Source organism: Janibacter indicus (genome assembly GCF_900176385.1).
Taxonomy (GTDB): domain Bacteria; phylum Actinomycetota; class Actinomycetes; order Actinomycetales; family Dermatophilaceae; genus Janibacter; species Janibacter indicus.
Genome location: NZ_FWXN01000005.1, coordinates 58,963 through 80,676, shown reverse-complemented (window position 1 = coordinate 80,676; position 21,714 = coordinate 58,963). Strand labels below are relative to the sequence as shown.

Annotated in this window: 22 protein-coding genes; 12 read left to right on the top strand and 10 right to left on the bottom strand. The window is 70.5% G+C overall.

Annotated features, from left to right (window positions below; genetic code table 11):
* Positions 1 to 52: 52 nt before the first annotated feature.
* Both B9B60_RS07060 and aat read left to right on the top strand, forming a co-directional pair.
* On the top strand, positions 53 to 1,042 hold the full coding sequence (locus B9B60_RS07060; protein ID WP_084450482.1) for a carbohydrate kinase family protein: 990 nt from the start codon (positions 53 to 55) through the stop codon (positions 1,040 to 1,042).
* Positions 1,043 to 1,059: 17 nt separating this feature from the next.
* On the top strand, positions 1,060 to 1,803 hold the full coding sequence (gene aat / locus B9B60_RS07055) for a leucyl/phenylalanyl-tRNA--protein transferase (RefSeq protein WP_084450481.1): 744 nt from the start codon (positions 1,060 to 1,062) through the stop codon (positions 1,801 to 1,803).
* A gap of 1 nt (position 1,804) precedes the next feature.
* Here the strand turns inward: aat and B9B60_RS07050 are convergent, their stop codons facing one another.
* Complete coding sequence (locus B9B60_RS07050) at positions 1,805 to 2,998, bottom strand: cysteine desulfurase family protein (protein ID WP_223277812.1); 1,194 nt, start codon at positions 2,996 to 2,998, stop codon at positions 1,805 to 1,807.
* A 103-nt stretch (positions 2,999 to 3,101) separates the two neighbouring features.
* Between B9B60_RS07050 and ctaC the strand changes: the two genes are divergently transcribed.
* The 4 genes from ctaC (at position 3,102) to B9B60_RS07030 (ending at position 7,507) form a co-directional block, all read left to right on the top strand.
* Positions 3,102 to 4,007, top strand: a complete 906-nt coding sequence (gene ctaC / locus B9B60_RS07045; RefSeq protein WP_434966851.1) for an aa3-type cytochrome oxidase subunit II — start codon at positions 3,102 to 3,104, stop codon at positions 4,005 to 4,007.
* The gene (gene ctaD, locus B9B60_RS07040) at positions 4,007 to 5,779 is read left to right on the top strand and encodes an aa3-type cytochrome oxidase subunit I (RefSeq protein ID WP_084450480.1); all 1,773 of its coding nucleotides are present in this window, start codon (positions 4,007 to 4,009) and stop codon (positions 5,777 to 5,779) included. The genes ctaC and ctaD overlap by 1 nt, the downstream gene beginning before the upstream one ends.
* Positions 5,776 to 6,177, top strand: coding sequence for a cytochrome c oxidase subunit 4 (locus B9B60_RS07035; RefSeq protein ID WP_084450479.1), 402 nt, complete (start codon positions 5,776 to 5,778; stop codon positions 6,175 to 6,177). Before ctaD ends, B9B60_RS07035 begins: the two co-directional genes overlap by 4 nt.
* Before the next feature lie 121 nt (positions 6,178 to 6,298).
* A complete protein-coding gene (locus B9B60_RS07030) occupies positions 6,299 to 7,507 on the top strand; it encodes a L,D-transpeptidase (protein ID WP_223277813.1) in 1,209 nt (402 codons plus the stop codon).
* 22 nt (positions 7,508 to 7,529) lie between these two features.
* On the opposite strand, the gene B9B60_RS07025 is transcribed toward B9B60_RS07030, so the two are convergent.
* The 6 genes from B9B60_RS07025 to ctaE all read right to left on the bottom strand — a co-directional run bounded on the left by B9B60_RS07025 (position 7,530) and on the right by ctaE (position 13,607).
* Positions 7,530 to 7,910, bottom strand: a complete 381-nt coding sequence (locus B9B60_RS07025) for a metallopeptidase family protein (RefSeq protein ID WP_084450478.1) — start codon at positions 7,908 to 7,910, stop codon at positions 7,530 to 7,532.
* A 2-nt stretch (positions 7,911 to 7,912) separates the two neighbouring features.
* The gene (locus B9B60_RS07020; RefSeq protein WP_084450477.1) at positions 7,913 to 9,178 is read right to left on the bottom strand and encodes a multidrug effflux MFS transporter; all 1,266 of its coding nucleotides are present in this window, start codon (positions 9,176 to 9,178) and stop codon (positions 7,913 to 7,915) included.
* Between the two features lie 116 nt (positions 9,179 to 9,294).
* Positions 9,295 to 10,998 carry a cytochrome bc1 complex cytochrome b subunit gene (gene qcrB, locus B9B60_RS07015; RefSeq protein WP_084450476.1) on the bottom strand — a complete coding sequence of 568 codons (1,704 nt, stop codon included), beginning with the start codon at positions 10,996 to 10,998 and terminating at the stop codon, positions 9,295 to 9,297.
* A gap of 2 nt (positions 10,999 to 11,000) precedes the next feature.
* Positions 11,001 to 12,122, bottom strand: coding sequence for a cytochrome bc1 complex Rieske iron-sulfur subunit (qcrA, locus tag B9B60_RS07010; protein WP_084450475.1), 1,122 nt, complete (start codon positions 12,120 to 12,122; stop codon positions 11,001 to 11,003).
* A gap of 40 nt (positions 12,123 to 12,162) precedes the next feature.
* Positions 12,163 to 12,945, bottom strand: coding sequence for a cytochrome bc1 complex diheme cytochrome c subunit (qcrC, locus tag B9B60_RS07005; RefSeq protein ID WP_084450474.1), 783 nt, complete (start codon positions 12,943 to 12,945; stop codon positions 12,163 to 12,165).
* Positions 12,946 to 13,001: 56 nt separating this feature from the next.
* Positions 13,002 to 13,607, bottom strand: a complete 606-nt coding sequence (ctaE, locus tag B9B60_RS07000) for an aa3-type cytochrome oxidase subunit III (RefSeq protein ID WP_185222309.1) — start codon at positions 13,605 to 13,607, stop codon at positions 13,002 to 13,004.
* Positions 13,608 to 13,754: 147 nt separating this feature from the next.
* Between ctaE and B9B60_RS06995 the strand changes: the two genes are divergently transcribed.
* On the top strand, positions 13,755 to 14,207 hold the full coding sequence (locus B9B60_RS06995; protein WP_084450472.1) for a response regulator: 453 nt from the start codon (positions 13,755 to 13,757) through the stop codon (positions 14,205 to 14,207).
* A complete protein-coding gene (trpD, locus tag B9B60_RS06990) occupies positions 14,204 to 15,268 on the top strand; it encodes an anthranilate phosphoribosyltransferase (RefSeq protein ID WP_072624410.1) in 1,065 nt (354 codons plus the stop codon). The genes B9B60_RS06995 and trpD overlap by 4 nt, the downstream gene beginning before the upstream one ends.
* A gap of 60 nt (positions 15,269 to 15,328) precedes the next feature.
* Here trpD and B9B60_RS06985 read toward each other — a convergent pair whose 3' ends face one another.
* Both B9B60_RS06985 and B9B60_RS06980 read right to left on the bottom strand, forming a co-directional pair.
* Positions 15,329 to 15,607 (bottom strand): Lrp/AsnC family transcriptional regulator, encoded by a 279-nt coding sequence (locus B9B60_RS06985; RefSeq protein WP_072626174.1) that lies wholly within the window; start codon positions 15,605 to 15,607, stop codon positions 15,329 to 15,331.
* Positions 15,604 to 17,295 (bottom strand): DEDD exonuclease domain-containing protein, encoded by a 1,692-nt coding sequence (locus B9B60_RS06980; RefSeq protein ID WP_084450471.1) that lies wholly within the window; start codon positions 17,293 to 17,295, stop codon positions 15,604 to 15,606. Before B9B60_RS06980 ends, B9B60_RS06985 begins: the two co-directional genes overlap by 4 nt.
* A gap of 63 nt (positions 17,296 to 17,358) precedes the next feature.
* Between B9B60_RS06980 and B9B60_RS06975 the strand changes: the two genes are divergently transcribed.
* Both B9B60_RS06975 and B9B60_RS06970 read left to right on the top strand, forming a co-directional pair.
* Positions 17,359 to 18,396, top strand: a complete 1,038-nt coding sequence (locus B9B60_RS06975) for a DUF2332 domain-containing protein (protein WP_200811176.1) — start codon at positions 17,359 to 17,361, stop codon at positions 18,394 to 18,396.
* 252 nt (positions 18,397 to 18,648) lie between these two features.
* Entirely contained in the window at positions 18,649 to 18,918 is a 270-nt protein-coding gene (locus B9B60_RS06970) for a hypothetical protein (protein ID WP_223277815.1), read from the top strand.
* 24 nt (positions 18,919 to 18,942) lie between these two features.
* Here the strand turns inward: B9B60_RS06970 and B9B60_RS06965 are convergent, their stop codons facing one another.
* On the bottom strand, positions 18,943 to 20,733 hold the full coding sequence (locus B9B60_RS06965) for an AMP-dependent synthetase/ligase (protein ID WP_084450470.1): 1,791 nt from the start codon (positions 20,731 to 20,733) through the stop codon (positions 18,943 to 18,945).
* 159 nt (positions 20,734 to 20,892) lie between these two features.
* On the opposite strand from B9B60_RS06965, the gene B9B60_RS06960 reads away from it, so the two are divergent.
* Both B9B60_RS06960 and B9B60_RS06955 read left to right on the top strand, forming a co-directional pair.
* Positions 20,893 to 21,252, top strand: a complete 360-nt coding sequence (locus tag B9B60_RS06960) for a hypothetical protein (RefSeq protein ID WP_084450469.1) — start codon at positions 20,893 to 20,895, stop codon at positions 21,250 to 21,252.
* 10 nt (positions 21,253 to 21,262) lie between these two features.
* Entirely contained in the window at positions 21,263 to 21,709 is a 447-nt protein-coding gene (locus B9B60_RS06955) for an SRPBCC family protein (RefSeq protein ID WP_084450468.1), read from the top strand.
* Positions 21,710 to 21,714 lie beyond the last annotated feature (5 nt).

Here is a 21,714-nt window from a genome sequence, read left to right as displayed (position 1 = left end):
CAGGGCCTTCCCGCCGGACCGGCGGGGAGGCCCTTCGTCGTAGGGTGGCCGGGTGCCCATCGCCATCGCCGGATCCATCGCCACCGACCACCTGATGACCTTCTCGGGTCGCTTCGCCGACTCGCTGGTCGTCGACCAGCTCGACAAGATCTCGGTCAGCTTCCTCGCGCACAAGCTCGAGATCCGCCGCGGCGGGGTCGCCGCCAACATCTGCTTCGGCATGGCCAACCTCGGCCAGCGGCCGGTGCTCGTCGGCGCCGTCGGTGAGGACTTCGCCGACTACCGCAGCTGGCTCGAGCGCCACGGTGTCGACTGCGACTCGGTCCACGTCTCCGAGACCCAGCACACCGCGCGCTTCGTCTGCACGACCGACGACGACATGGCGCAGATCGCGACCTTCTACGCCGGGGCGATGTCCGAGGCCCGCGAGATCGAGCTGGCGCCCATCGCCGCCCGGGTCGGCGCGCTCGACCTCGTCCTCGTGGGCGCCGACGACCCCGAGGCGATGCGCCGCCACACCGCCGAGTGCCGTACCCGCGGCATCCCCTTCGTCGCCGACCCCAGCCAGCAGCTGGCCTTCGGCGACGGCGAGCTGATCCGCGACCTCATCGACGGCGCCGAGTACCTCATCACCAACGAGTACGAGTCGCACCTCACCGAGCGCAAGACCGGGTGGAGCGACGAGGAGATCACCTCCCGCGTCGGCTACCGCGTGACGACCCTGGGCAAGGACGGCGTGCGCATCACCGGGCGCGGCCTCGACGAGCCGATCGTCGTCGCGGCCGCGCGCGAGGTGACCAAGGCCGACCCGACGGGCGTCGGCGACGCCTTCCGCGCCGGCTTCCTCACCGGGGTCTCCGAGGGTCTGCCCCTGCGGGAGTCGGCCGAGCTCGGCTCGATGCTCGCGACCTATGTCATCGAGACCGTCGGCACCCAGGAGTACGAGATCGGCACCGGCCGCTTCCTCGAGCGCCTGGCCGAGGCCTACGGGCAGGAGAGCGCCGACCTCATCGCCGGGCACATCACCTGCCCGCGCCCCTGACGCGACCCGTCGCGCCGATGAGCCCCGCCCCTTTCCCGCCGATCGAGCCGCCGGGCTCCTCGGCCCTGTGGGAGGGGTACCTGCGCGCCGGGCTGCAGGCTGCCGAGACCGCCCCCGGTGACGTGGGTGAGGTCGTCGGCGTCGGCGGTCGGCTCGACCCGGCGTCCCTCCTCGCCGCCTACCGTCACGGGATCTTCCCCATGGGTCTGGGCGAAGGGGGGACCCCGCCGATGGGGTGGTGGTGCCCCCGGTGGCGCGGCGTGCTCGAGCCCGGCACCGTCCACGTGAGCCGGTCGCTGCGCCGCTCGCTGCGCCGGTTCACCGTGACCGTCGACGAGGACTTCGCCGGTGTGCTCGCCGCCTGCGCCGACCCGGACCGGGACGGCTTCTGGATCACCGACGCGATCCGCAGCGCCTACACCGAGCTGCACGCCCTCGGGTGGGCGCACAGCGTCGAGGTGCGCGACGACGACGGGGCGCTCGTCGGTGGCCTCTACGGCGTGGCGATCGGCGGACTCTTCGCGGGGGAGTCGATGTTCCACCACGTCACCGATGCCTCCAAGGCGGCGCTCGTCGGGCTCGACCGGCTCGTCGGCGCCGACGGGGACCCCCGCCGGATCATCGACGTCCAGTGGCGCACGCCCCACCTCGGCACGCTCGGGGTCGTCGAGGTCCACCGCCGCGAGTACCTCACGCGGCTCGAGCACGCCCTGCAGGCGCCGGCGCTCGACCTCGCGGCGATGGTCCGGGGCAGCATCTGAGTCACAGGTCGGTGATGCCGAGTCGCGCGCGGCAGTCGGCCACGACCTCGGGCAGGGCGGCGCAGAGCCGCTCGACGGCCGCCTCGCGGGCGGGGGAGACCGCAGCGAGCGGGAGGGTGATGCGCACATTGCCCTGGGTCAGGGCACCCATCGCCGCGAGGACGTGGCTCGGCTCGAGCGTGTCGGCCGTGCACGCGGAGCCGGAGGCCACCGACAGGTCGCGCCGGGCCAGCTCGTCGACGATCGTCTCGCCGGCGACGTAGAGGACGCTGAAGGTGCACACGTGCGGCAGCCGGTCGTCGGGGTCGCCGACGACGTCGACCTGGGGGATCGCCCCGGCCACCTCCCGGATGCGGGCGACGAGGTGACGCGCCGACGCCTCCTCGGCCGGCCGGGCGGCAGCGGTCTGCTGCCAGGCCTCGGCGGCCGCGAGGGCCGTGGGGACGTGGACCGGGTCGAGCGCGAGGCCGCCCTCGTGGGGGCTCGGGGGGTGGTGCGGGGCCACCCGGGTGCCGGTGCGCACGACGAGCACGCCGAGGCGTGGGCCGCCCCACGAGGTCGCGTCGCCGACGAGCACGTCGAAGTCGCTCGGCACGTCGTCGCGGCCCAGACTCGCCCGGGCGTCGACGAGCAGCGGAACACCGTGCTCGAGGGTCACAGCGCGGGCCGCGGCCAGCGGTTGCCGGGTGCCGACCTCCTGGTTTGCGGACTGGAGGACGGCGAAGGGGGTGTCCTGGGTGACCGCCGCGCTCCAGTCGTCGAGGTCGACCGAGCCGGTCGGTCCGACAGGGACCTCGGTGGGCGGTGGCTCGCCGGCGCGCAGCCAGCGCAGGAGTGCGGAGTGCTCCACGGCGGAGGTGACCGGGGGAGCGGTGAACCGTCTGCGACCGCGTGCCAGTGCCGCCAGCGCCGCGCGCGCCGCCTGGTCGCCGCTCGCGTGGAGCGTGACCTCGTCAGGACGCACCCCGAGACCCTCGGCGAGGACCGCGCGCGCCCGGTCGAGCAGGGCACGGCTACGACGGCCTGCGGAGTGGCGGGACGTGCTGTCCGCCCACGCGAGGTCATGTGCCGCGAGGAGGGTTTGGAGGGCCTCGGGGAGGAGCGGTCCGGGGACCCCGTCGAGCAGCCCGCCGACCCCCGTCGGGGGAGTCGGGTCAGCGGGGTCCTGCTGGACCGAATCTCCCTCTCGCGCCACGCGATGAGACTAGTGCCCCCCTTCGACTATCGGGCTGGTGTCCTGCGGTAACGTGATCCACGTCTTCTGAAAACTTCGGACCAGTAGTAGGTGCCCCTTGCCTGTGTCTTCGAGCCCCTCCCGGCGTACACGCCGCGGAATCGGTGCCATCGGACTCGTCATTGCCGTCGTGGCCCTGTCCGCGTGCAGCGCGGTCGGTGTCAACACCGACCCCAAGAACGGTTACCTCCCTGAGGGGATCACCGAGGAGGCCGCGCTCGTCGAGAACCTCTGGATCTGGGCCTGGGTCGCGGCACTCGCCGTCGGCGTCCTCGTCTGGGGCCTGATCCTGTGGTGCATGGCCGCCTACCGTCGCCGCAAGGACGACGACGGCTCGCTGCCGGTCCAGCTGCAGTACAACGTCCCGCTGGAGATCCTCTACACCGTGGTCCCCATGCTGATGGTGGGTGCGCTCTTCTACTACACCCAGGACGCCACGACCAAGCTGCAGGACGTCTCCCAGGAGCCCGACACCACGATCAACATCGCGGCCAAGCAGTGGAGCTGGGACTTCAACTACGTCGACGACGACGTCCACGAGGCCGGCCAGATGGCCGAGCTCGACGGCAAGGAGGGCGCTGAAGAAAAGCTGCCGACCCTCTACCTGCCGGTCGGTGAGCGCGTCGAGTTCGTCCTGACCTCCCGCGACGTCATCCACTCCTTCTGGGTGCCCGCCTTCCTCGAGAAGATGGACGTCAACCCGGGCATGGTCAACCGCTTCCAGGTCACCCCCAACCAGACCGGGACCTTCCAGGGCAAGTGCGCCGAGCTGTGCGGCGCCTACCACTCGCAGATGCTCTTCAACGTCAAGGTCGTCGAGCGCGACGAGTACGACGCCCACATGCAGGAGCTCGAGGACAAGGGCCAGACCGGTCTGCTCGACAACGGCCTCAACCGCGAGGAGATCCTCGAGCGCGACCGCGACCTGCTGCCCGAGGACGACGCCGCCCGCACCTCCGAGGAGAACTGATGTCAACCGCATCCGGCGCACTCGCCAGGAACACCTCGGAGACCGAGCTCTCCGAGCGCACCATCGCCCGCCGTGAAAAGGCCGGATCCCAGTTCTTCCGGCACATCACGACGACCGACCACAAGGTCATCGGCAACCTCTACATGATCACGAGCTTCATCTGGTTCCTCCTCGGAGGCCTCATGGCGCTCGTCATCCGGCTCGAGCTGTGGGCCCCCGGCCTGCAGGTGGTGGACAACCCCGAGCAGTTCAACGAGATGTTCACCATGCACGGCACGATCATGCTGCTGCTGTTCGCGACGCCCGCCTTCGCCGGCTTCGCCAACGCGCTCATGCCGCTGCAGATCGGTGCCCCTGACGTCGCCTTCCCGCGACTGAACATGTTCGCCTACTGGCTCTACCTCTTCGGCGGCCTCATCGCCGGTGCGGGCCTGTTCACCCCCGGTGGCGCGGCCTCCTTCGGCTGGACCGCCTACACCCCGCTGTCCGACCCGACCTACAGCCCCGGCGTCGGTGGCGACCTGTGGGTCTGGGGTCTGGCCCTCAGCGGCTTCGGCACGATCCTCGGTGGCGTCAACTTCATCACCACGATCATCTGCATGCGCGCGCCCGGCATGACGATGTTCCGGATGCCGATCTTCACCTGGACCGTCCTGATCACCTCGATCCTGATCCTCATGGCCTTCCCGGTCCTCGCGGCGGCCCTCATCGGCCTCGGCGTCGACCGTGCCTGGGGCGGTCAGATCTTCGCTGCGGAGAGCGGTGGAGCACTGCTCTGGCAGCACCTCTTCTGGTTCTTCGGCCACCCCGAGGTCTACGTCCTGGCGCTGCCCTTCTTCGGCGTCGCCTCCGAGATCCTGCCGGTCTTCTCCCGCAAGCCGATCTTCGGCTACAAGACGCTCGTCTTCGCGACGATCGCCATCGCGGCGCTGTCCGTCTCGGTCTGGGCCCACCACATGTACGGCACTGGTCAGATCTTCCTGCCCTTCTTCGCGATCATGACGATGGCGATCTCGGTGCCGACCGGTGTGAAGTTCTTCAACTGGATCGGCACGATGTGGGGCGGCAAGCTCGTCTTCGACACGCCGATGATCTGGACGATCGGCTTCCTCGTGACCTTCCTCTTCGGTGGTCTGACCGGTGTGATCATGGCCAGCCCGGCGCTGGACTTCCAGATCACCGACACCTACTTCATCGTGGCGCACTTCCACTACGTGCTCTTCGGCACGATCGTCTTCTCCTTCTTCGCCGGCATGTACTTCTGGTGGCCCAAGTTCACCGGCAAGATGCTCGACGAGGGCCTGGGCAAGATCCACTTCTGGCTGCTGTTCATCGGCTTCCACATGACCTTCCTCATCCAGCACTGGCTGGGCGTCCAGGGCATGCCTCGCCGCTACGCCGACTACATGCCCGAGGACCGCTTCCAGCTGGCCAACCAGATCTCCACGGTCGGCTCGCTGATCCTCGCGGTGAGCTTCCTGCCCTTCTTCTACAACGTCTGGAAGACGCAGACGACGGGCAAGCTCGTCGAGGTCGACGACCCGTGGGGATACGGCAACAGCCTCGAGTGGGCGACCTCCTGCCCGCCGCCGCGGCACAACTTCACGTCGATCCCGCCGATCCGCTCGGAGCGGCCGACCTTCGACATGAACCACCCCGAGTACGCCCCGGCCGCGATCCGCTCGCGCGTCCAGCAGAGTGCGGCGGCCGTGACGTCGGCGACCTCCACGACCTCCACGACCTCCACGACCGACGGTGAGGGCACCCGATGAAGTCCGAGATCCAGCTCTTCGCCGTCGTCGGCGCCTTCTTCGCCGTCGTGGCCGTCGGCTACGGCATCGTCACCGACTGGGTCGAGCCGGTCGGCTGGGTGACGCTCTTCCTCTCCGCGGGCCTGGGCTTCATGATCGCCTTCTTCCTGTGGAACACCGCCCGCAAGCTGCCCTTCCGTCCCGATGACGACGAGGACGGCGAGATCGAGCAGGCCGAGGGCCCCTACGGGACCTTCGCGCCCTACTCGTGGTGGCCGCTGTGGCTCTCCCTCGCCGGCTCCCTGGTCTTCCTCGGTGTCGCGGTCGGCCTGTGGGTCTCGGCCTTCGGTGCGCTCGTCGGCGTCTGGGCCCTGTGCGGCTGGGTCTTCGAGTACTACAAGGGTGAGCACGCCCACTGACGGGGCGTACACTCGGCCGAAGGGGCCACGGACATCGGTCCGGGGCCCCTTCAGCACGTCCGGGGTCGGGTGACCGGCACCGGGCCGATACCCGCGTCATGCACTGGGGGTGCACCGTCTCGTGAGTCGAATCATCCGACCGCTGCGCATCTGCGCACTCACTCTCATCGCCCTTCTCGCCCTCGCCGCCTGCGCCGGGGGAGACGCGGCCACGCCGTCGGCGAGTGATGGTCGGAGCAGCTCGTCGAGCTCGACGACCCGTGACCTGCCCCCCGCCGAGGTCAAGGTCAACCCCGGCCAAGGCGCCAAGGGCGTCATGCCCGACGACGAGATCAGCGTGCAGGTCATGCGCGGCACGCTCGACGAGGTGCGGGTGAGCGCACCGGGCGAGGCGAGTGTCGAAGGCGAGGTCCAGGGGCAGACCTGGACGTCGAGCTCGCGGATGAAGCCCGGCACGACCTACACGGTGGCGGTGACCGCCGAGGGCCCCGAGGGTGGCACCTCCACGCAGAAGTCGACCTTCACCACGCACGAGCCGGAGGTCACGGCGACCTACGGCATCGTCTATGACGGTCAGACGGTCGGTGTGGCCATGCCGGTGAGCATCCAGTTCGACTCCGAGGTCACCGAGGCCTCCTACCGCAAGGCCATCGAGGAGGCGGTGTCGGTGAAGACGACCCCGCAGGTCGAGGGCTCGTGGGGGTGGCTCGACAACCGACAGCTGATGTGGCGCCCCAAGGACTTCTGGGCCCCCGGAACCAAGGTCACCGTCGACGCGCCGCTCACCGGATTCCAGACGGGCAAGGACAAGTGGGTTGCCGAGGACCACTCCGGCACGATGACCATCGGTCGTGAGCAGATGGCCAAGGTCGACATCGCCAACCACCGGATGACGGTCAGCCGGGGCGGCCAGCAGGTCAAGTCCTTCCCGGTGAGCAGCGGCAAGCCGGGCAAGGACACCGAGACGCGCTCGGGGATGAAGGTCGTCATCAACAAGCAGCGCGAGATGACGATGGACTCCTCGACCATCGGGATCGACAAGGGCGAGCCGGGCTACTACAAGGTCGACACCGCCTTCAACGTCCGGGTGACCTGGACCGGCGAGTTCGTCCACTCCGCCCCGTGGTCGGTCGGCTCCCAGGGCAGCTCCAACGTCTCCCACGGGTGCGTCAACATGGCCCCGGGCAATGCCGAGTGGTTCTACGACAACTCGCTGCCCGGTGACCCCGTCGACTTCACCGGCTCGAGTCGTGAGTTCCTGCCCACCGAGGGCATCGGGGTGTGGCAGTACTCCTACGCCCAGTGGCAGGAGCAGAGCGCCACGGCCTGACCTCGCGGCAGGTGAGCGAGGCTCAACCCCAGCCGAGCTCGTGCAGGCGCTGCTCGTCGATGCCGACGTGGTGGCCGGCCTCGTGGACGATGGTGACGGCGATCTCCTCGCGCAGGTCGTCGAGGTCATCGCACATCCTGGTCAGGGGCCCGCGGAAGAGCACGATGCGGTCCGGCAGGGAGCCGGCCCAGCCACCGTCGCGCTCGGTGAGCGGGGTGCCGAGGTAGATGCCGAGCAGCTCGGCGTTGTCCTCGTCGGACAGCCCCGGGTCGGCGTGCTCCGGGCCCGGCTCGTCCTCGACGAAGAAGGCCACGTTGTCGAGCAGGTCCAGCAGCTGGGGCGGGACCTCGTCGAGCGCGTCGCGCACGGCCAGCTCGAAGTCGTGCTCGCTGATCTCGACCATGGTCAGGTCACCTCCGGTGTGGGTGGGATGACGGGCTGGGCACGCACCGGGCGACTGTGCCGGCGGTGCACGTGGAAGAGCACGATCCCCAGGCAGAGCAGGCCCAGGCTCGTCAGCGCCAGGCTCAGCAGCGAGGACGCGGCGACGGGGACGACGAGCCCGGTGAGCGTGGCATTGAGCATCAGCATGAGGAAGGTCGAGACCGAGGCGGCCGTGCCCCGGGCGTGCGGCACGGCGTCGAGCAGGGCGAGCTGGTAGACCGGCATCGAGATGCCGGTGCCGAAGGCGATGGCCGTCGCGCCGACGACGGCCCAGGGGAGTGCGGCGGTGGCGGGGACGGCGGCGAGGGCCACGCCGGCCACGGCACCGGTCAGGGCCACGGTCTGACCGCCGACGATGAGCCGGTCCCCGCTGACCCGCTCCGCGAGCCGCCCGTTGGTGAAGGAGCCGAGCACCATGCCGACGACCATCGGCACGAAGAAGACCCAGAAGTCCTGCGGTCCCTGGCCGAGCAGCGTGACGACGAAGATCGGCGCGGCACCGATGTAGAGGAACTGCCCGGCGAAGGAGAAGGCCGAGGCAGCGGACAGGACCTGGAAGTGCCGCATGCGCGCCACGTCGACGACACCCGAGACGATCGACCGCACGTCGAGCGGAGTGCGTCGCTCACGCGGGTGGCTCTCGGGGAGCAGCACGAGCACCGACAGCGCGATCACCGTGCCGAAGAGGCTGAGGAACCAGAAGACGAGGGGCCAGGGCCCGAGGAGGAGCAGCCAGCCCCCGACGATCGGCGCCAGGGCCGGACCGATGCCGAAGATCATCGCGATGGTGCTCATCAGCCGTTGGGCCCGTGCCCCCTCGAAGAGATCGCGCACGACGGTGCGCGAGACGATCGTGCCGGCTCCGGCGGACATGCCCTGCAGGACCCGGAAGCCCAGCAGGACCGGCAGGGACGGCGCCAGGGCACACCCGATCGACGCGAGGGCGTAGACGGCGGCACCGGTGACCATGACGGGCTTGCGTCCGACGGCGTCGCTCAGCGGTCCGTGGAAGAGGCTCATCACGGCGAAGGCGCCGAGGTAGGCGCTGACGACGAGCTGCATCGACGCCTCGGAGACGTCGAGGTCGGCGCCCATCTCCTGGAAGGCGGGGAAGGGGGTGTCGATGGAGAAGGGACCGAACATGCCCAGGAGCGCCAGCAGGACGGTCGTCACGGCGAGCGGGGCGGGGCGCGGGTGTCGGGCACCGGCGGCGGGTCGGGTGAGCATCTCCGGGCCATCCTCGCACCGGGGGGATCCTCCCTTCGTCCCGGGTCACGGTGCGGGAACGACGAAGGGCCCCGGAGGGATGATCCTCCGGGGCCCTTCGTCGTCGCTGACCGAGGTCAGTGCGTGGAGACCTTGTCTCCCGACTCGATGGCCTCGTGGCCGTGGTCGTGGTGCGCGGCCTCGAGCTCGGCGGGCGTGACCGGCTGGACCGCACCGCCGAAGTAGAAGTCGTGCAGCTTGGCGCGCAGCTTGCGCTTGCGGGCACCCTTCTTGTCGACGCCGTTGGCGTCGGTGGCCGACTCCAGCTCGAGCGGGACCGGCGCCTCGTGCTGGACGAGGGTCCACCGGGTGTACTCGTCGAGGGGCTCGTGCACCTCGTGGAAGTCACCGCCGGCACCGCGCTGGATGCGCCCGGTCTCGCGTCCGTGGAGGACGAGGTCACGGTCGTGCCGCTGCAGGCTCAGGCAGATCCGGCGGGTCGCCCAGAAGGCGATGACCGGCCCCACGAAGGTGAGCACACGCAGGATCTGGGTGATGTCGTTGATCGACATCCCGAACTTGATCGCGATGATGTCGTTGCTCGCGGCGAACATCAGCACGCCGTAGAGCGTCAGCGCGGCCATGCCGAAGGCGGTGCGGGTCGGGGCATTGCGCGGGCGGTCGAGCAGGTGGTGCTCGCGCTTGTCACCGGTGATCCACGCCTCGATGAAGGGGTAGGCGATCATGCCGCCGTAGAAGGCGGGGATGACCAGCAGGGCACCGACGATGACCGGCCAGGCCCACGTGAAGCCGAAGGTCTCGAACTCCATGCCGCCCGGCAGCAGACGCAGCGCGCCGTCGGGGAAGCCCATGTACCAGTCCGGCTGGGCGCCGGCCGTGGTGGCGTTGGGCTCGTAGGGGCCGTGGACCCACACGGCGTTGATCTGGACCAGCGCCGAGATCAGGGCGATGCCACCGAAGACGATGAAGAAGAAGCCACCGGCCTTGGCCGCGTAGACCGGCATGACCGGGAAACCGACGACGTTGTCGTTGGTCTTGCCGGGGCCGGGGTACTGCGTGTGCTTCTGCAGCGCGACCAGGACGATGTGCACCGTGAAGAGTGCGATGAGCAGCGCCGGCAGCAGCAGGATGTGCACGGAGTACAGGCGCGGGATGATGTCGTCACCGGGGAAGGTGCCACCGAAGAGGGCGTAGCTCAGGTAGCTGCCGATGACCGGCGCCGCGACCATGAAGCCCTGGGCGGCGCGAAGTCCGGTGCCCGAGAGCAGGTCGTCGGGGAGGGAGTAGCCGGCGAAGCCCTCGACGAGCGCGAGGAGGGACAGGACGCAGCCGATGACCCAGTTGAGCTCACGGGGCTTGCGGAAGGCGCCGGTGAAGAACACGCGCAGCATGTGCACCGACAGGGCGACGATGAACAGCAGCGCCGACCAGTGGTGGATCTGGCGGATCAGCAGGCCGCCCTTGACGTCGAAGGAGATGTCGAGGGTCGACGCGTAGGCGCGGGACATGCCGACACCCTTGAGCGGCGCGTAGCTGCCCTCGTAGGTGGTGTGCGCCATCGACGGGTCGAACCAGAAGGTCAGGAAGACCCCGGTCAGCATGCACACGATCATCGAGTACATGGCGATCTCGCCGAGCATGAAGGACCAGTGGTCGGGGAAGACCTTCTTCATGAGGTAGCCGATGCCCTTGGCGGCACCGGTGCGGTCGTCGATCCAGCCGGCGACGCCGCCGACCTTCTTCACCCCGGGAGAGTAGGAGGGCCCTGCCGGTGCGTCACCGGTGCGCAGGCCGTCTGCGGGACGGGCATTGGCGGTCACGATCAACCACGCTCCCAGAAGCTCGGGCCGACCGGCTCTTGGAAGGGCTGGTCAGCGATGAGGTAACCCTCGCTGTCGACGGTGATCTTCAGCTGCGGCAGGGGGCGCCCGGCGGGACCGAAGATCACCTCGCAGTCGTTGGTCACGTCGAAGGTGGACTGGTGACAGGGGCAGAGCAGGTGGTGCGTCGTCTGCTCGTAGAGGCCGACCGGGCAGCCGACGTGGGTGCACACCTTGGAGTAGGCGACGATGCCCTGGTAGCCCCACTCGCGGGCCTTGCGGCCCTTGTCGGTGTCCTGGAAGTCCTCGGGGTTCAGGCGCATGAGCAGGACGGAGGCCTTGCTCATCTCGTCGAGGAAGTCGGGACGCTCGAGCAGGCCCTCGGGCTGGATGTGGAAGACCGATCCGATGGTGACGTCGCCCGGCTTGATCGGGGTGTCCTCGGGGTCCCTGTGCAGGCGCCGCTTCTTCGGCGTGTAGGTGCCGTCCTCGCCCTTCTCGCCGTTCCAGAAGGTGACCGAGAGGTCGTTCTTGGGCAGCGGGCCGAGCGAGCCGACGAGCTGGACGACGAGGGGGAGCGCGAAGAGGCCCATGGCCCCGGCGAAGGTCGCCTTGAGCAGCGGACGACGCGTCAGCTGCGAGGACTCGGCGCCGTCGAGCATCGTGTCGACGAAGGCCTGACGGTCGGCCTCCGCGGAGCGCATCGGGTGACGCATCTCGACGACCTCGGTGTCGGGCATGAGCGTCTTGGCCCAGTGGACCGCGCCGAGGCCGATGCCGAGGAGGGAGAAGGCCAGTCCGAGGCCGAGGAGCAGGTTGGCCAGGCTCATCTCGTTGGTGAAGGGCACCCACACGGTGTCGTCGACGTCGACGATGAAGTACGAGACGACGAAGAGCAGCGTGCCGAGGATCGACAGCGTGAAGAGCGCAGCCACCTGACGCTCGGCCCGCTTGGCCGCCTTGTCGTCACGGTCGGCGTTGCGCAGCACGTGGGGCGGCAGCCCGGGGTTGCTGAACCGCTCCGGGATACCACCGGAGCCCTGCACGTGGCCCTGGTCGAGGCGCGCCGGCTCGGAGCCGGAGGGCTCCTGCGGCGTTGCCCCTGTCGGGGTGTGCTCACTCATCTGTTGTCGGTCCTGTCTGTGTGGCGAGTTGTCAGGTCTGTCAGGCGGACTTCTGGCCGAGCCAGACGGCGAAGCCCACGAGGAGCCCCAAGCCGATGGTCCAGGCGAAGAGGCCCTCGGGCACCGGGCCGAGGCTGCCGAGCGGGTTGCCGCCGGGGTTGCCGGCCTCCTGCTGCGCCTCGATGTAGGCGATGACGTCGCGCTTGCCCTCGGGGGAGATGTTGGTGTCGTTGAAGACCGGCATGCTCTGCGGGCCGGTCACCATGGCCTCGTAGATGTGCTTGCCGGAGACGTCGCTGACCTTGGGGGCGTCCTTGCCGCGGGTGAGGGCGCCACCGGCGCCGGCGCTGTTGTGGCACATGGCGCAGTTGACGCGGAAGATCTGGCCACCCTTGCCCGGGTCGCCCTTCGAGCCGTCGGTGTACTCCGCGTCGGGCACGGACGGGCCGGCGCCGAGGGTGGAGACGTAGGCGGCGATGTCCGAAATCTCCTCGTCGGTGAACTTCACCTTGATGTTGGAGGGGGCCTGCACGCCGGGGGCGGCCATCGGCATGCGGCCGGTGCCCATCTGGAAGTCGACCGACGCCGCACCGACACCGGCGAGGCTCGGGCCGGCGTCCTTGATGCCCAGGCCGTTGGCGCCGTGGCAGGTCGCGCAGTTGGCCACGAAGAGCTTCTTGCCGTTGGCGACGCTGTCGGAGCTGGTGACCGTGGCCTCGGTCTGCTGGGGGGCGACGGCGGCATAGGCCGTGCCGGTGACGAAGAGGCCGAGCATGATCAGCAGGGCGATCGCCGCGGGGTGACGGCGAGAGAGGGTGGGCATGGAGGGTCCGCTCCTCTGGGAACGACGGGTACGGGGCAGGGGGAGGCGCACGTCGATCACGCGCCGAGGAGGTAGATGGCGGCGAAGAGGGCGATCCACACGACGTCGACGAAGTGCCAGTAGTAGGACGTGACGACCGCACCGGTCTGCTGCGCGTGGCTGTAGGTGCGCGTCGTGTAGGTCCGCCCGATGATCAGCAGGAAGGCGATGAGGCCACCGGTGACGTGGATGCCGTGCAGGCCCGTCGTCAGGTAGAAGATCGAGGACCAGGAGTCGGTCGAGATCGTCACGCCCTCGGAGACGAGGGTGGCGTACTCGAGGACCTGACCGGAGACGAAGACCGCACCGAAGATGTAGGTGAGGACGTACCACTCACGCATGCCCCAGCCGGCGATGTTGAGCAGCGACCCGGTCCGCGACTTCTGCCCGTGCTCCGCCTTGAGGACACCGAGCTGGCACCACACCGACGAGATCACGAGGATCAGGGTGTTGGCGGCCGCGAAGGGCACGTTGAGCAGCTCGATGTTGTGCTCCCACAGGTCCGGACGCAGCGACCGGACCGTGAAGAAGATCGCGAAGAGCGCGGCGAAGAACATCAGCTCGCTGGACAGCCAGACGATGGTGCCGACGGACACCATGTTGGGGCGGCTGACCGGACCCATCGCAGGGTCGGCGGCGGTGTGCCCGGACACGTTTGAAGGCAGGGAGGTTGCAGTGGCCACGGGCCCATTATGTCCTCAACTGCGAGCGCATGTGCGCCACCCCCCTCCGCGAGTCTCGTGGGGTGGGTCACCGCTACGCTCTGGGGCATGACCGGTACCTCGTCAGCGACCCCCTCCGCCCCGGCAGCCTCGGCCGGAGAGGGCCCCTCCGTCTCCGTGCGGGTGCTCCTGCACAGCGACAACATCACCACCCGTGACGCCGTGCGCGCCGCGGTGGGCCGCCGGCCGGCCCGTGACGTCGAGGTGAGCGCGTGGCGCGAGTGCGCCACACCGGCTGCCGTCATCGAGGCCGTCGAGGCCGGTGAGGTCGACGTGCTCGTGCTCGACGGCGAGGCGGCCAAGCTCGGCGGGCTGGGCCTGTGCCGTCAGCTCAAGTCCGAGATCCACGACTGCCCCCCGGTCCTCGTCGTCACCGGGCGGCCCCAGGACGGGTGGCTCGCCACCTGGTCGATGGCCGACGCTGCCGTCTCCCACCCCATCGACGCGATCGCCCTCGCCGACGCGGTGGCCGATCTCGCCCGGGGTGTGGCCGCCCGATGAGCGCGGCGGACACCCCCACCTGGTCGGGCGTCCTCACCCAGCTGCTGTCGGGGCGTGACCTCGGGTCCGACGAGACCTCGTGGGCTATGCGCGAGATGATGTCGGGCGACGCCGCCCCGGCGCAGATCGCCGGCTTCCTCGTGGCCCTGCGGGCGAAGGGGGAGACCGTCACCGAGCTGCGGGCGCTGGCCGACGTCATGTTGGAGCACGCGCTGCCGATCGAGGTCTCGGGCCCGACCCTCGACATCGTCGGCACCGGCGGCGACATGGCCGGCACGGTCAACATCTCGACGATGTCGTCGATCTGCATCGCCGCGACGGGGGTGCGGGTCGTCAAGCACGGCAACCGCGCCGCGTCGTCCAAGTCCGGTTCCGCCGACGTGCTCGAGTCCCTCGGGGTCAACCTGACGTTGAGCCCCCAAGACGTCGGCCGGGTGGCCGACGAGGCCGGCATCACCTTCTGCTTCGCCCAGACCTTCCACCCGTCCTTCCGCCACACCGCCGTCCCGCGTCGTGACCTGGGCATCGGCACCGCCCTCAACGTCCTCGGCCCGATGACCAACCCGTCCCGGCCGACCTACTCCGTCGTGGGCGTGGCCGACGCCCGGATCGCACCGCTCATGGCCGGGGTTTTCGCCGAGCGCGGCACCCGGGCGCTGGTCTTCCGCGGCGACGACGGGCTCGACGAGCTGACGGTCGCCGACGGCTCCCACGTCTGGTGGGTCGCCGGCGGCGAGGTCCGCGAGGTGCACGTGACACCCGAGGAGCTGGGCCTGACCCGCAGCCCGCTGGAGTCCCTGCGCGGTGGCGACGCCGACGTCAACGCCGAGGTGGCGCGGCGGCTCCTCGCCGGGGAGCGGGGGCCGGTCCGTGACGCCGTCGTGCTCAACGCCGGGGCCGCGGTCGGCCTGGCCCAGCAGGGCGACGAGCAGCCCGGCGACCCGGTGGCTGCGATCCGGGCGGGCATGGACACGGTCGAGGCCGTCCTCGACTCGGGTCGGGCCGCCGAACAGCTGCAGCGCTGGGTGAGCGCCACGCGCACGGAGGGCCAGGGCGCCTGACACCCCTGCCGGATCGCTCGAGGTCCCGACTGCTCGCAGGCTGACTGCTGCGGTCCCTGACTACTCGAGGCCGATGCTGAAGGCGGCGTCGAGGTCGTGTCGGCTGTAGGCGCGGAAGGCGATGTGTGTCGAGGTGTCGACGATGCCGGGGACCTTGTTGAGGCGGCCGGCGATGACGTCGTCGAGCTCCTCGTGCTCGTGCACGCGGACCATCGCGATGAGGTCGGCGTCGCCCGCCACGGAGTAGACCTCGCTCACGCCGTCGAGGTCGGCGACGGTCTCGGCCACCTCGGGGATGCGGGCGGTGTCGGCGTGGATGAGGACGATGGCGGTGATCACGAGGCCCACCCTAGAGCAGGGGCCAGCTCGCGATGGGCCGCGGCGGCACCCCCGACCGGGCAGGTCCACTCGCCGTCGATGTCGACCAGCCGGGTGCCCTCGGCCTCGAGCCAGCGCAGGACGAGCTCGGTCTCCTCGGGCAGTGCGCTGGTGCCCGGGCCGGTCGGCGGGGCAACGACCTCGGCGCTGGCCCGCAGCGCGGCGACGTAGGGCATCGGGTCGGCGCCGACGGGGGAGTGGGAGCTGCCGGCGAGGCGGCCGTGGCGCACGCACACGAGGTCCCACCCGCCGCGGGCGGTCCGCCGCGCGGCCACCAGCTCGGCGGTCGAGGCGAGCGGGGCGGCCCGCTGGCTGCGGGAGGCCGCGCGCACGAGGTCGGCCAGGCGATCGCGCAGGGCCCCGGCCTCCTCGAAGCGCTCCTGGGAGGAGAGCGCAGCCATCCGCTCGCGCAGCGCGGCGACCGCGGCTCGGGAGTCGCCGACGAGCACGGCGGCGGCCTCGGCGACGGTCACCGCGTAGTCCTCGACGGGCACCTCGCCGGTGCACGGCGCCGAGCACCGGCCCATGTCGGCGAGAGCGCAGGCCGAGGTCGGACGTCGTGGGGAGAGCCGGGTCAGGCACTGGCGCAGGGGGACGGCGTCGTGGAGCGCGGCCATGGCCTCTTCGGCCGAGCCGCGGGTGCCGAAGGGACCGGCATGGGCGAGGTCGTCGGGGCCGACCGAGCGCACGATCGACAGCCGGGGGAAGGTCTCGTCGGTGAGCTTGAGCCACCAGGCCCGCTCGGGGTGGCGCGAGCGGCGGTTGTAGCGCGGCTTGTGGGCGGCGATGAGGCGCAGCTCGCGCACCTGGGCCTCGAGCGTCGTCGCGCACACGATGGGGGTGATCTCGGTGGCCAGGCGCACCATCTCGCCCATGCGCCGACGCTGCTCGGAGGCGGTGAAGTAGCTGCGGGCCCGCGCGCGGATGTCGACGGAGGTGCCGACGTAGAGCGGCTCGCCGCGCTCGTCCTTGAAGACGTAGACGCCGGGTGCCGACGGGAGCCCGTCGGCGAGGTGGCGCTTGCGGCGCAGCTCGTCGCTGACCCGGGAGGTGTAGGAGCTCAGCTCCTCGAGCGTGTGCACCCCGACCGAGCCGAGGCGCCCGATGAGGCCGTGCAGCACGTCGACGGTCGCGCGGGCGTCGTGCAGGGCACGGTGGTCGGGTGTCGTGCTCGCGCCGAAGTGACGGGCGAGGGTGCCCAGCTTGTGGTTGGCCACCTCGTCGCGGGAGACGACCTGCCGCGCCAGCCGCACGGTGTCGAGGACGGTGTGGCCGGGCCAGCGCAGGTCGTGGGCGGCGCAGGCCGCCTTGAGGAAGCCGATGTCGAAGCCGGCGTTGTGCGCGACGAGCACCGCACCGCGGGCGAACTCGAGGAAGCTCGCGACCGCCTCACCGGCCCGGGGTGCGTCGGCGACCATCGCGTCGGTGATGCCGGTGAGCGACTGGATGAAGGCCGGGATGGGCTCGCCGGGGTTGACGAAGGTCTGCAGCTCGCCGAGCTCCTCGCCGCCGCGCACCTTGACCGCACCGATCTCGGTGATGCCGCAGTCGCGGGCCGACCCGCCCGTCGTCTCGAGGTCGACGACGACGAAGGTGACCTCGGCCAGCGGTGTGCCGAGATCACCGAGCCTGTCCTGGACGACCTCCATGCCGACGACCGTAGGTGCCGCCCCCGACAACGTCCGTGAGGCGCGGCGTGGGAGGGTGCCCGCATGCGTGCGATGGATGACCTGGCGGACGTGGTCGACTTCTACCGGCACTTCGCCCAGCAGGAGGCGAAGGGGGAGTCGCGCACCTTCGAGCTGTGGGCCGCCGGCGTCGCCGACGACCCTGAGGTCCTCGCCCTGCTCGAGCAGCTGCCGAGCGCCAAGCGCCAGCCCAATCTCGTCTTCGGGGCCGCCCGGTGGCACCGTGCGGTGACGCCGTCCGGCTACGCCGACCCGGGCGCCCTGCGCGAGACCCTCCTGACGCGGTGGCCGCAGGTGCGCGAGACGATCCTCGCCCGGTCCACCCAGACCAACGAGGTCGCTCGGTGCGCGACGCTGCTGCCGGTGCTCGGAGGCCTCGAGGGCCCGCTGGCCCTCCTCGAGGTCGGTGCCAGCGCCGGCCTGTGCCTGCACCCGGACCGCTGGTCCTACCGCTACCTCGACGACGCCGGGGCGCAGGTCGCCCGGGTCGACCCGTCGTCGGGTCCCTCACCGGTCGTCCTCGACTGCACCGTGCGTGGACCGGCGGCGATCCCCCCTTCGCTCCCGGAGGTCGTCTGGCGCGGCGGCATCGACCTCAACCCGCTCGACCTGTCCGTGCCGGACACGGCACGCTGGCTCGAGACGCTCGTGTGGCCGGAGCACGAGGACCGCCGGGCCCGGCTGGCCGCGGCCTGCCGGGTGGTCGCCGACGCGCCCGTCGACATCACCCGCGGCGACCTGCTCGCCGACCTCGACGCGGTCGTCGACCGGGCGCGGTCCCAGGCACCCGACGCGACCCTCGTCCTCTTCCACTCGGCGGTCATCGCCTACCTCGACGACGCGGGCCGGAGGCAGTGGCAGCAGCTGGCCCACGACGTCGTCGCCCGCGTCCGCGCCGCGGGCGGCCGTGCCCACTGGGTCTCCAACGAGGGCGCCTCCGTGCTGCCCGACGTCACCGCGACCGCCACCTGCGCGGGGGAGGGCAGCGACTTCTGCCTCGGCCTCGACGGCTCGGCCGTCGGCTGGACCCACGGTCACGGCCGCCGCCTCACCGTCTGCTGACGCGGAGACACGCGAGCGGACGAAGGGAGGCGGGTTGGTCGCGGACGAAGGGTGGGGCGACACTGCCGAAGTCCCTTCGTCCTCCTGCGGCCGCCTGTTGTCGTGCCGGACTTCGGCTTGACGTCGCCGCCCCACCCTTCGCCCGCTCCCGCGTCGGTCCCACTCACCACCCGCGTCGGGAGGGCTGTCGGGGGTCGCTCCTAGCGTGGTCGGTGTCGGGAGGGACCCGGCGACGACGAGGAGGTGACGGACATGACCCGTCGACCACTGCCGCTGACGATCGACTGCGGCACCTGCCCGGTCCGGGACGTCGGCTGCGCCGACTGCATGGTGACGGCGCTGGGGAGCCCGGCCACCCTCGCTGACCCGGACCCACAGCTGCTGCCGCTCGACCGGCGCGAGCGCGAGGTGGTCTCGCGGCTCATCGCCGCGGGCCTGGTGAGCGCCGAGACGGCAAACGAGGCCCGTGCGGTGCACGAGCCTCGTTCGGACTACGACGACCTGCGCCGGCACGCGGGCTGACCCGCGCACCGGTCAGCCGGGCGGTCAGCTGCCGTAGAGCGCCTCCACCTCGTCCTCGAAGTCGCGCATGATGATGTTGCGCTTGAGCTTCATCGACGGGGTGAGGGTGCCGTTGTCCTCGGTGAAGTCCTCGGACAGCACCGAGAACTTGCGGATCGACTCGGCCTTGGAGACGGCCTTGTTGGCCTCGTCGACGGCGCCCTGGATCTCGGCCAGGACGGTCTCGTTGGTGCGGGCCTGCTCGACGGTCAGCGCGCCGAGGCCGTTGTTGGCGGCCCAGCCCGGCAGCATCTCCTCGTCGATCGTCACGAGCGCGGCGATGAAGGGCTTGCCGTCGCCGACGACGAGGCACTGGCTGATGAGCGGGTGCGCGCGCAGGCGGTCCTCGAGGACACCAGGGGCGACGTTCTTGCCGCCCGCGGTCACGAGGATCTCCTTCTTGCGGCCGGTGATCTTCAGGTAGCCGTCGGAGTCGAGCTCGCCGAGGTCACCGGTGCTGAACCACCCGTCCTGAAGCGCCTCGAGGGTGGCCTTCTCGTTGTCGTGGTAGCCGTGCAGGACGTTGACGCCCTTGATGAGGACCTCGCCGTCGTCGGCGATGCGCAGCGAGACGCCGGGCAGCGGCGGGCCGACGGTGCCGATCTTGACCTTGCCCGGGATGTTGACCGTCGCGGGGGCGGTCGTCTCGGTGAGGCCGTAGCCCTCGAGGATCGTCACGCCGATGCCGCGGAAGAAGTGCCCCAGACGGGTGCCGAGCGGGGCGCCGCCGGAGACGGCGTACTCGACCTTGTCGCCCATCTTGGCCCGTAGCGTGCTGTAGACCAGCTTGTCGAAGACCGCGTGCTGCACCTTGATCTTCAGCGGGACCGAGCCGGTGTCCTGGGCCTCGGACCAGGCGATGGCGACATCGGAGGCGCGGGCGAAGATCTTGCCCTTGCCTCCGGCAACGGCGGTCTCGTTGGCCTTGTTGTAGATCTTCTCGAAGACGCGCGGCACGGCGAGGATGAAGGTGGGCCGGAAGGCCTGGAAGTCGTCGAGGATGTTGGCGATGTCGGCGCTGTGGCCCATCCGGCGGCCGGCGGTGACCGCGAGGACCTCGATGAAGCGGGCGAAGACGTGCGCGAGGGGGAGGAAGAGCAGCGTCGACGCGTCGTCCTTGTTGAGCACGTCGCCGAGCTTGGCGATGGTGTTCTCGGTGAGGCCGAGGAAGTTGTCGTGGGTCAGCTCGCAGCCCTTGGGGCGACCGGTCGTGCCCGAGGTGTAGATGATCGTCGCGATGGTCGCGCGGTCCTGCCCGGCGATGCGCTCCTCGAGCTGCTCGTCGGTGACGTCCGCGCCGGCGGCGACGATCGTGTCGAGGTCGCCGTTGTCGATGATGAAGACCTGGTCGAGACCGGTGAGGTTGGCGCGGGCCTCGTCGGCGACCGCGGCGTGCTTGGTCGTCTCGACGACGAGGAAGCGGGTGCCGGAGTCCTTGACGATCCACTCGACCTGCTCGGCGGAGCTCGTCTCGTAGATCGGCACCGGCACACCGCCGGCGACCCAGGTCGCGAAGTCGAGGACGGTCCACTCGTAGCGGGTGCGGGCCATGATCGAGAGGCGGTCGCCGGGCTCGAGGCCCTGGGCGATGAGGCCCTTGGCGAGGGCGCGCACCTCGAGGTTGAACTGCGCGGCGGTCACGTCACGCCACGCGCCCGACTCCTTGACGCTGAAGGCGACCCGCTGCGGGTCCTTGTCCGCGTTGCGGCCCGGCAGGTCTGCCAGGGAGTCGGTGGGGTTGCCCTCGATGAGGCGGGGCATCGTGCTGTCGTTCACGGGGATCTCCTTCGTTCGCCGTCCGGCTGCACCTGCGGGGAGGCTGGCTCGCGTGGAGCCTACCCGCGCGACGGGGTGCGTCAGGAGGTCGTGCCCGTGATGGTGGCCATACTGTTCTCCTCGCCCCCGTCCACGACCGAGCCACCGGAAGGACTCTCCGTGCTCCTGCGTCGTCAGGTACCCCTCGTCGACATCGTCGACGAGACCTACGTCCGCGCCGCGCCGCACGTGGTGCGGGCCGAGCTCGATGCCCCCGGGGTGCTCGACGGGCTGTGGCCGGGGCTGCACCGGGAGGTCGTGCAGGACCGCGGGGCGAAGGGGGTGCGCTGGCGCGTGCAGGGCGACGTCGTCGGGCGGATGGAGATCTGGCTGGAGGCCGGGCACGGCGGCACGATCGTCCACCACTTCGTCCACGGTGAGCACGGTCGCGGCGCCGCGCGGTGGTCTCGGGAGCACCGGCGCCGGTGGAAGAGCGGGCTCAACCACATCAAGGACCGGCTCGAGGGTCGCACGCGATAGTCTCGCCCGCATGGCCGACAGCACCCGCTCCAGCACCGTCGTCGACGCCTCGCCCGGCGAGGTCCTCGACATCATCGCCGACCTCGAGGCCTACCCGGAGTGGGCCAAGGAGATCCGACAGGTCGAGATCCTCACCGAGGACGGCGACGGCTGGCCCGACACCGCCTCCTTCAGCCTCGACGCCGGCCCGATCCAGGACACCTACACCCTCGACTACACGTGGGACGTCGCCGAGGACGGTCAGGGTGTCGCCTCGTGGACCCTCGTCGAGGCGACGATGCTCAAGGCGATGGACGGCTCCTACACGCTGAGCGCCACGGCCGACGGCGGTACCGAGGTCGTCTACGAGCTGACCGTCGACCTCAAGGTGCCGATGCTCGGCATGCTCAAGCGCAAGGCCGAGAAGGTCATCGTCGACACCGCGCTGCGTGACCTCAAGAAGCGCGCCGAGGCCTGAGAGGA

What these genes read in the sequence shown, in the direction of transcription:
- qcrC (WP_084450474.1), bottom strand. Translation starts at nt 12,945, where the DNA reads ATGCCCACCCTCTCTCGCCGTCACCCCGCGGCGATCGCCCTGCTGATC.
- qcrA (WP_084450475.1), bottom strand. Translation starts at nt 12,122, where the DNA reads ATGAGTGAGCACACCCCGACAGGGGCAACGCCGCAGGAGCCCTCCGGC.
- B9B60_RS07035 (WP_084450479.1), top strand. Translation starts at nt 5,776, where the DNA reads ATGAAGTCCGAGATCCAGCTCTTCGCCGTCGTCGGCGCCTTCTTCGCC.
- B9B60_RS06980 (WP_084450471.1), bottom strand. Translation starts at nt 17,295, where the DNA reads ATGGAGGTCGTCCAGGACAGGCTCGGTGATCTCGGCACACCGCTGGCC.
- trpD (WP_072624410.1), top strand. Translation starts at nt 14,204, where the DNA reads ATGAGCGCGGCGGACACCCCCACCTGGTCGGGCGTCCTCACCCAGCTG.
- ctaD (WP_084450480.1), top strand. Translation starts at nt 4,007, where the DNA reads ATGTCAACCGCATCCGGCGCACTCGCCAGGAACACCTCGGAGACCGAG.
- aat (WP_084450481.1), top strand. Translation starts at nt 1,060, where the DNA reads ATGAGCCCCGCCCCTTTCCCGCCGATCGAGCCGCCGGGCTCCTCGGCC.
- B9B60_RS06970 (WP_223277815.1), top strand. Translation starts at nt 18,649, where the DNA reads ATGACCCGTCGACCACTGCCGCTGACGATCGACTGCGGCACCTGCCCG.
- B9B60_RS07020 (WP_084450477.1), bottom strand. Translation starts at nt 9,178, where the DNA reads ATGCTCACCCGACCCGCCGCCGGTGCCCGACACCCGCGCCCCGCCCCG.
- B9B60_RS07025 (WP_084450478.1), bottom strand. Translation starts at nt 7,910, where the DNA reads ATGGTCGAGATCAGCGAGCACGACTTCGAGCTGGCCGTGCGCGACGCG.
- B9B60_RS06975 (WP_200811176.1), top strand. Translation starts at nt 17,359, where the DNA reads ATGCGTGCGATGGATGACCTGGCGGACGTGGTCGACTTCTACCGGCAC.
- ctaE (WP_185222309.1), bottom strand. Translation starts at nt 13,607, where the DNA reads ATGGGTCCGGTCAGCCGCCCCAACATGGTGTCCGTCGGCACCATCGTC.
- B9B60_RS06955 (WP_084450468.1), top strand. Translation starts at nt 21,263, where the DNA reads ATGGCCGACAGCACCCGCTCCAGCACCGTCGTCGACGCCTCGCCCGGC.
- B9B60_RS06995 (WP_084450472.1), top strand. Translation starts at nt 13,755, where the DNA reads ATGACCGGTACCTCGTCAGCGACCCCCTCCGCCCCGGCAGCCTCGGCC.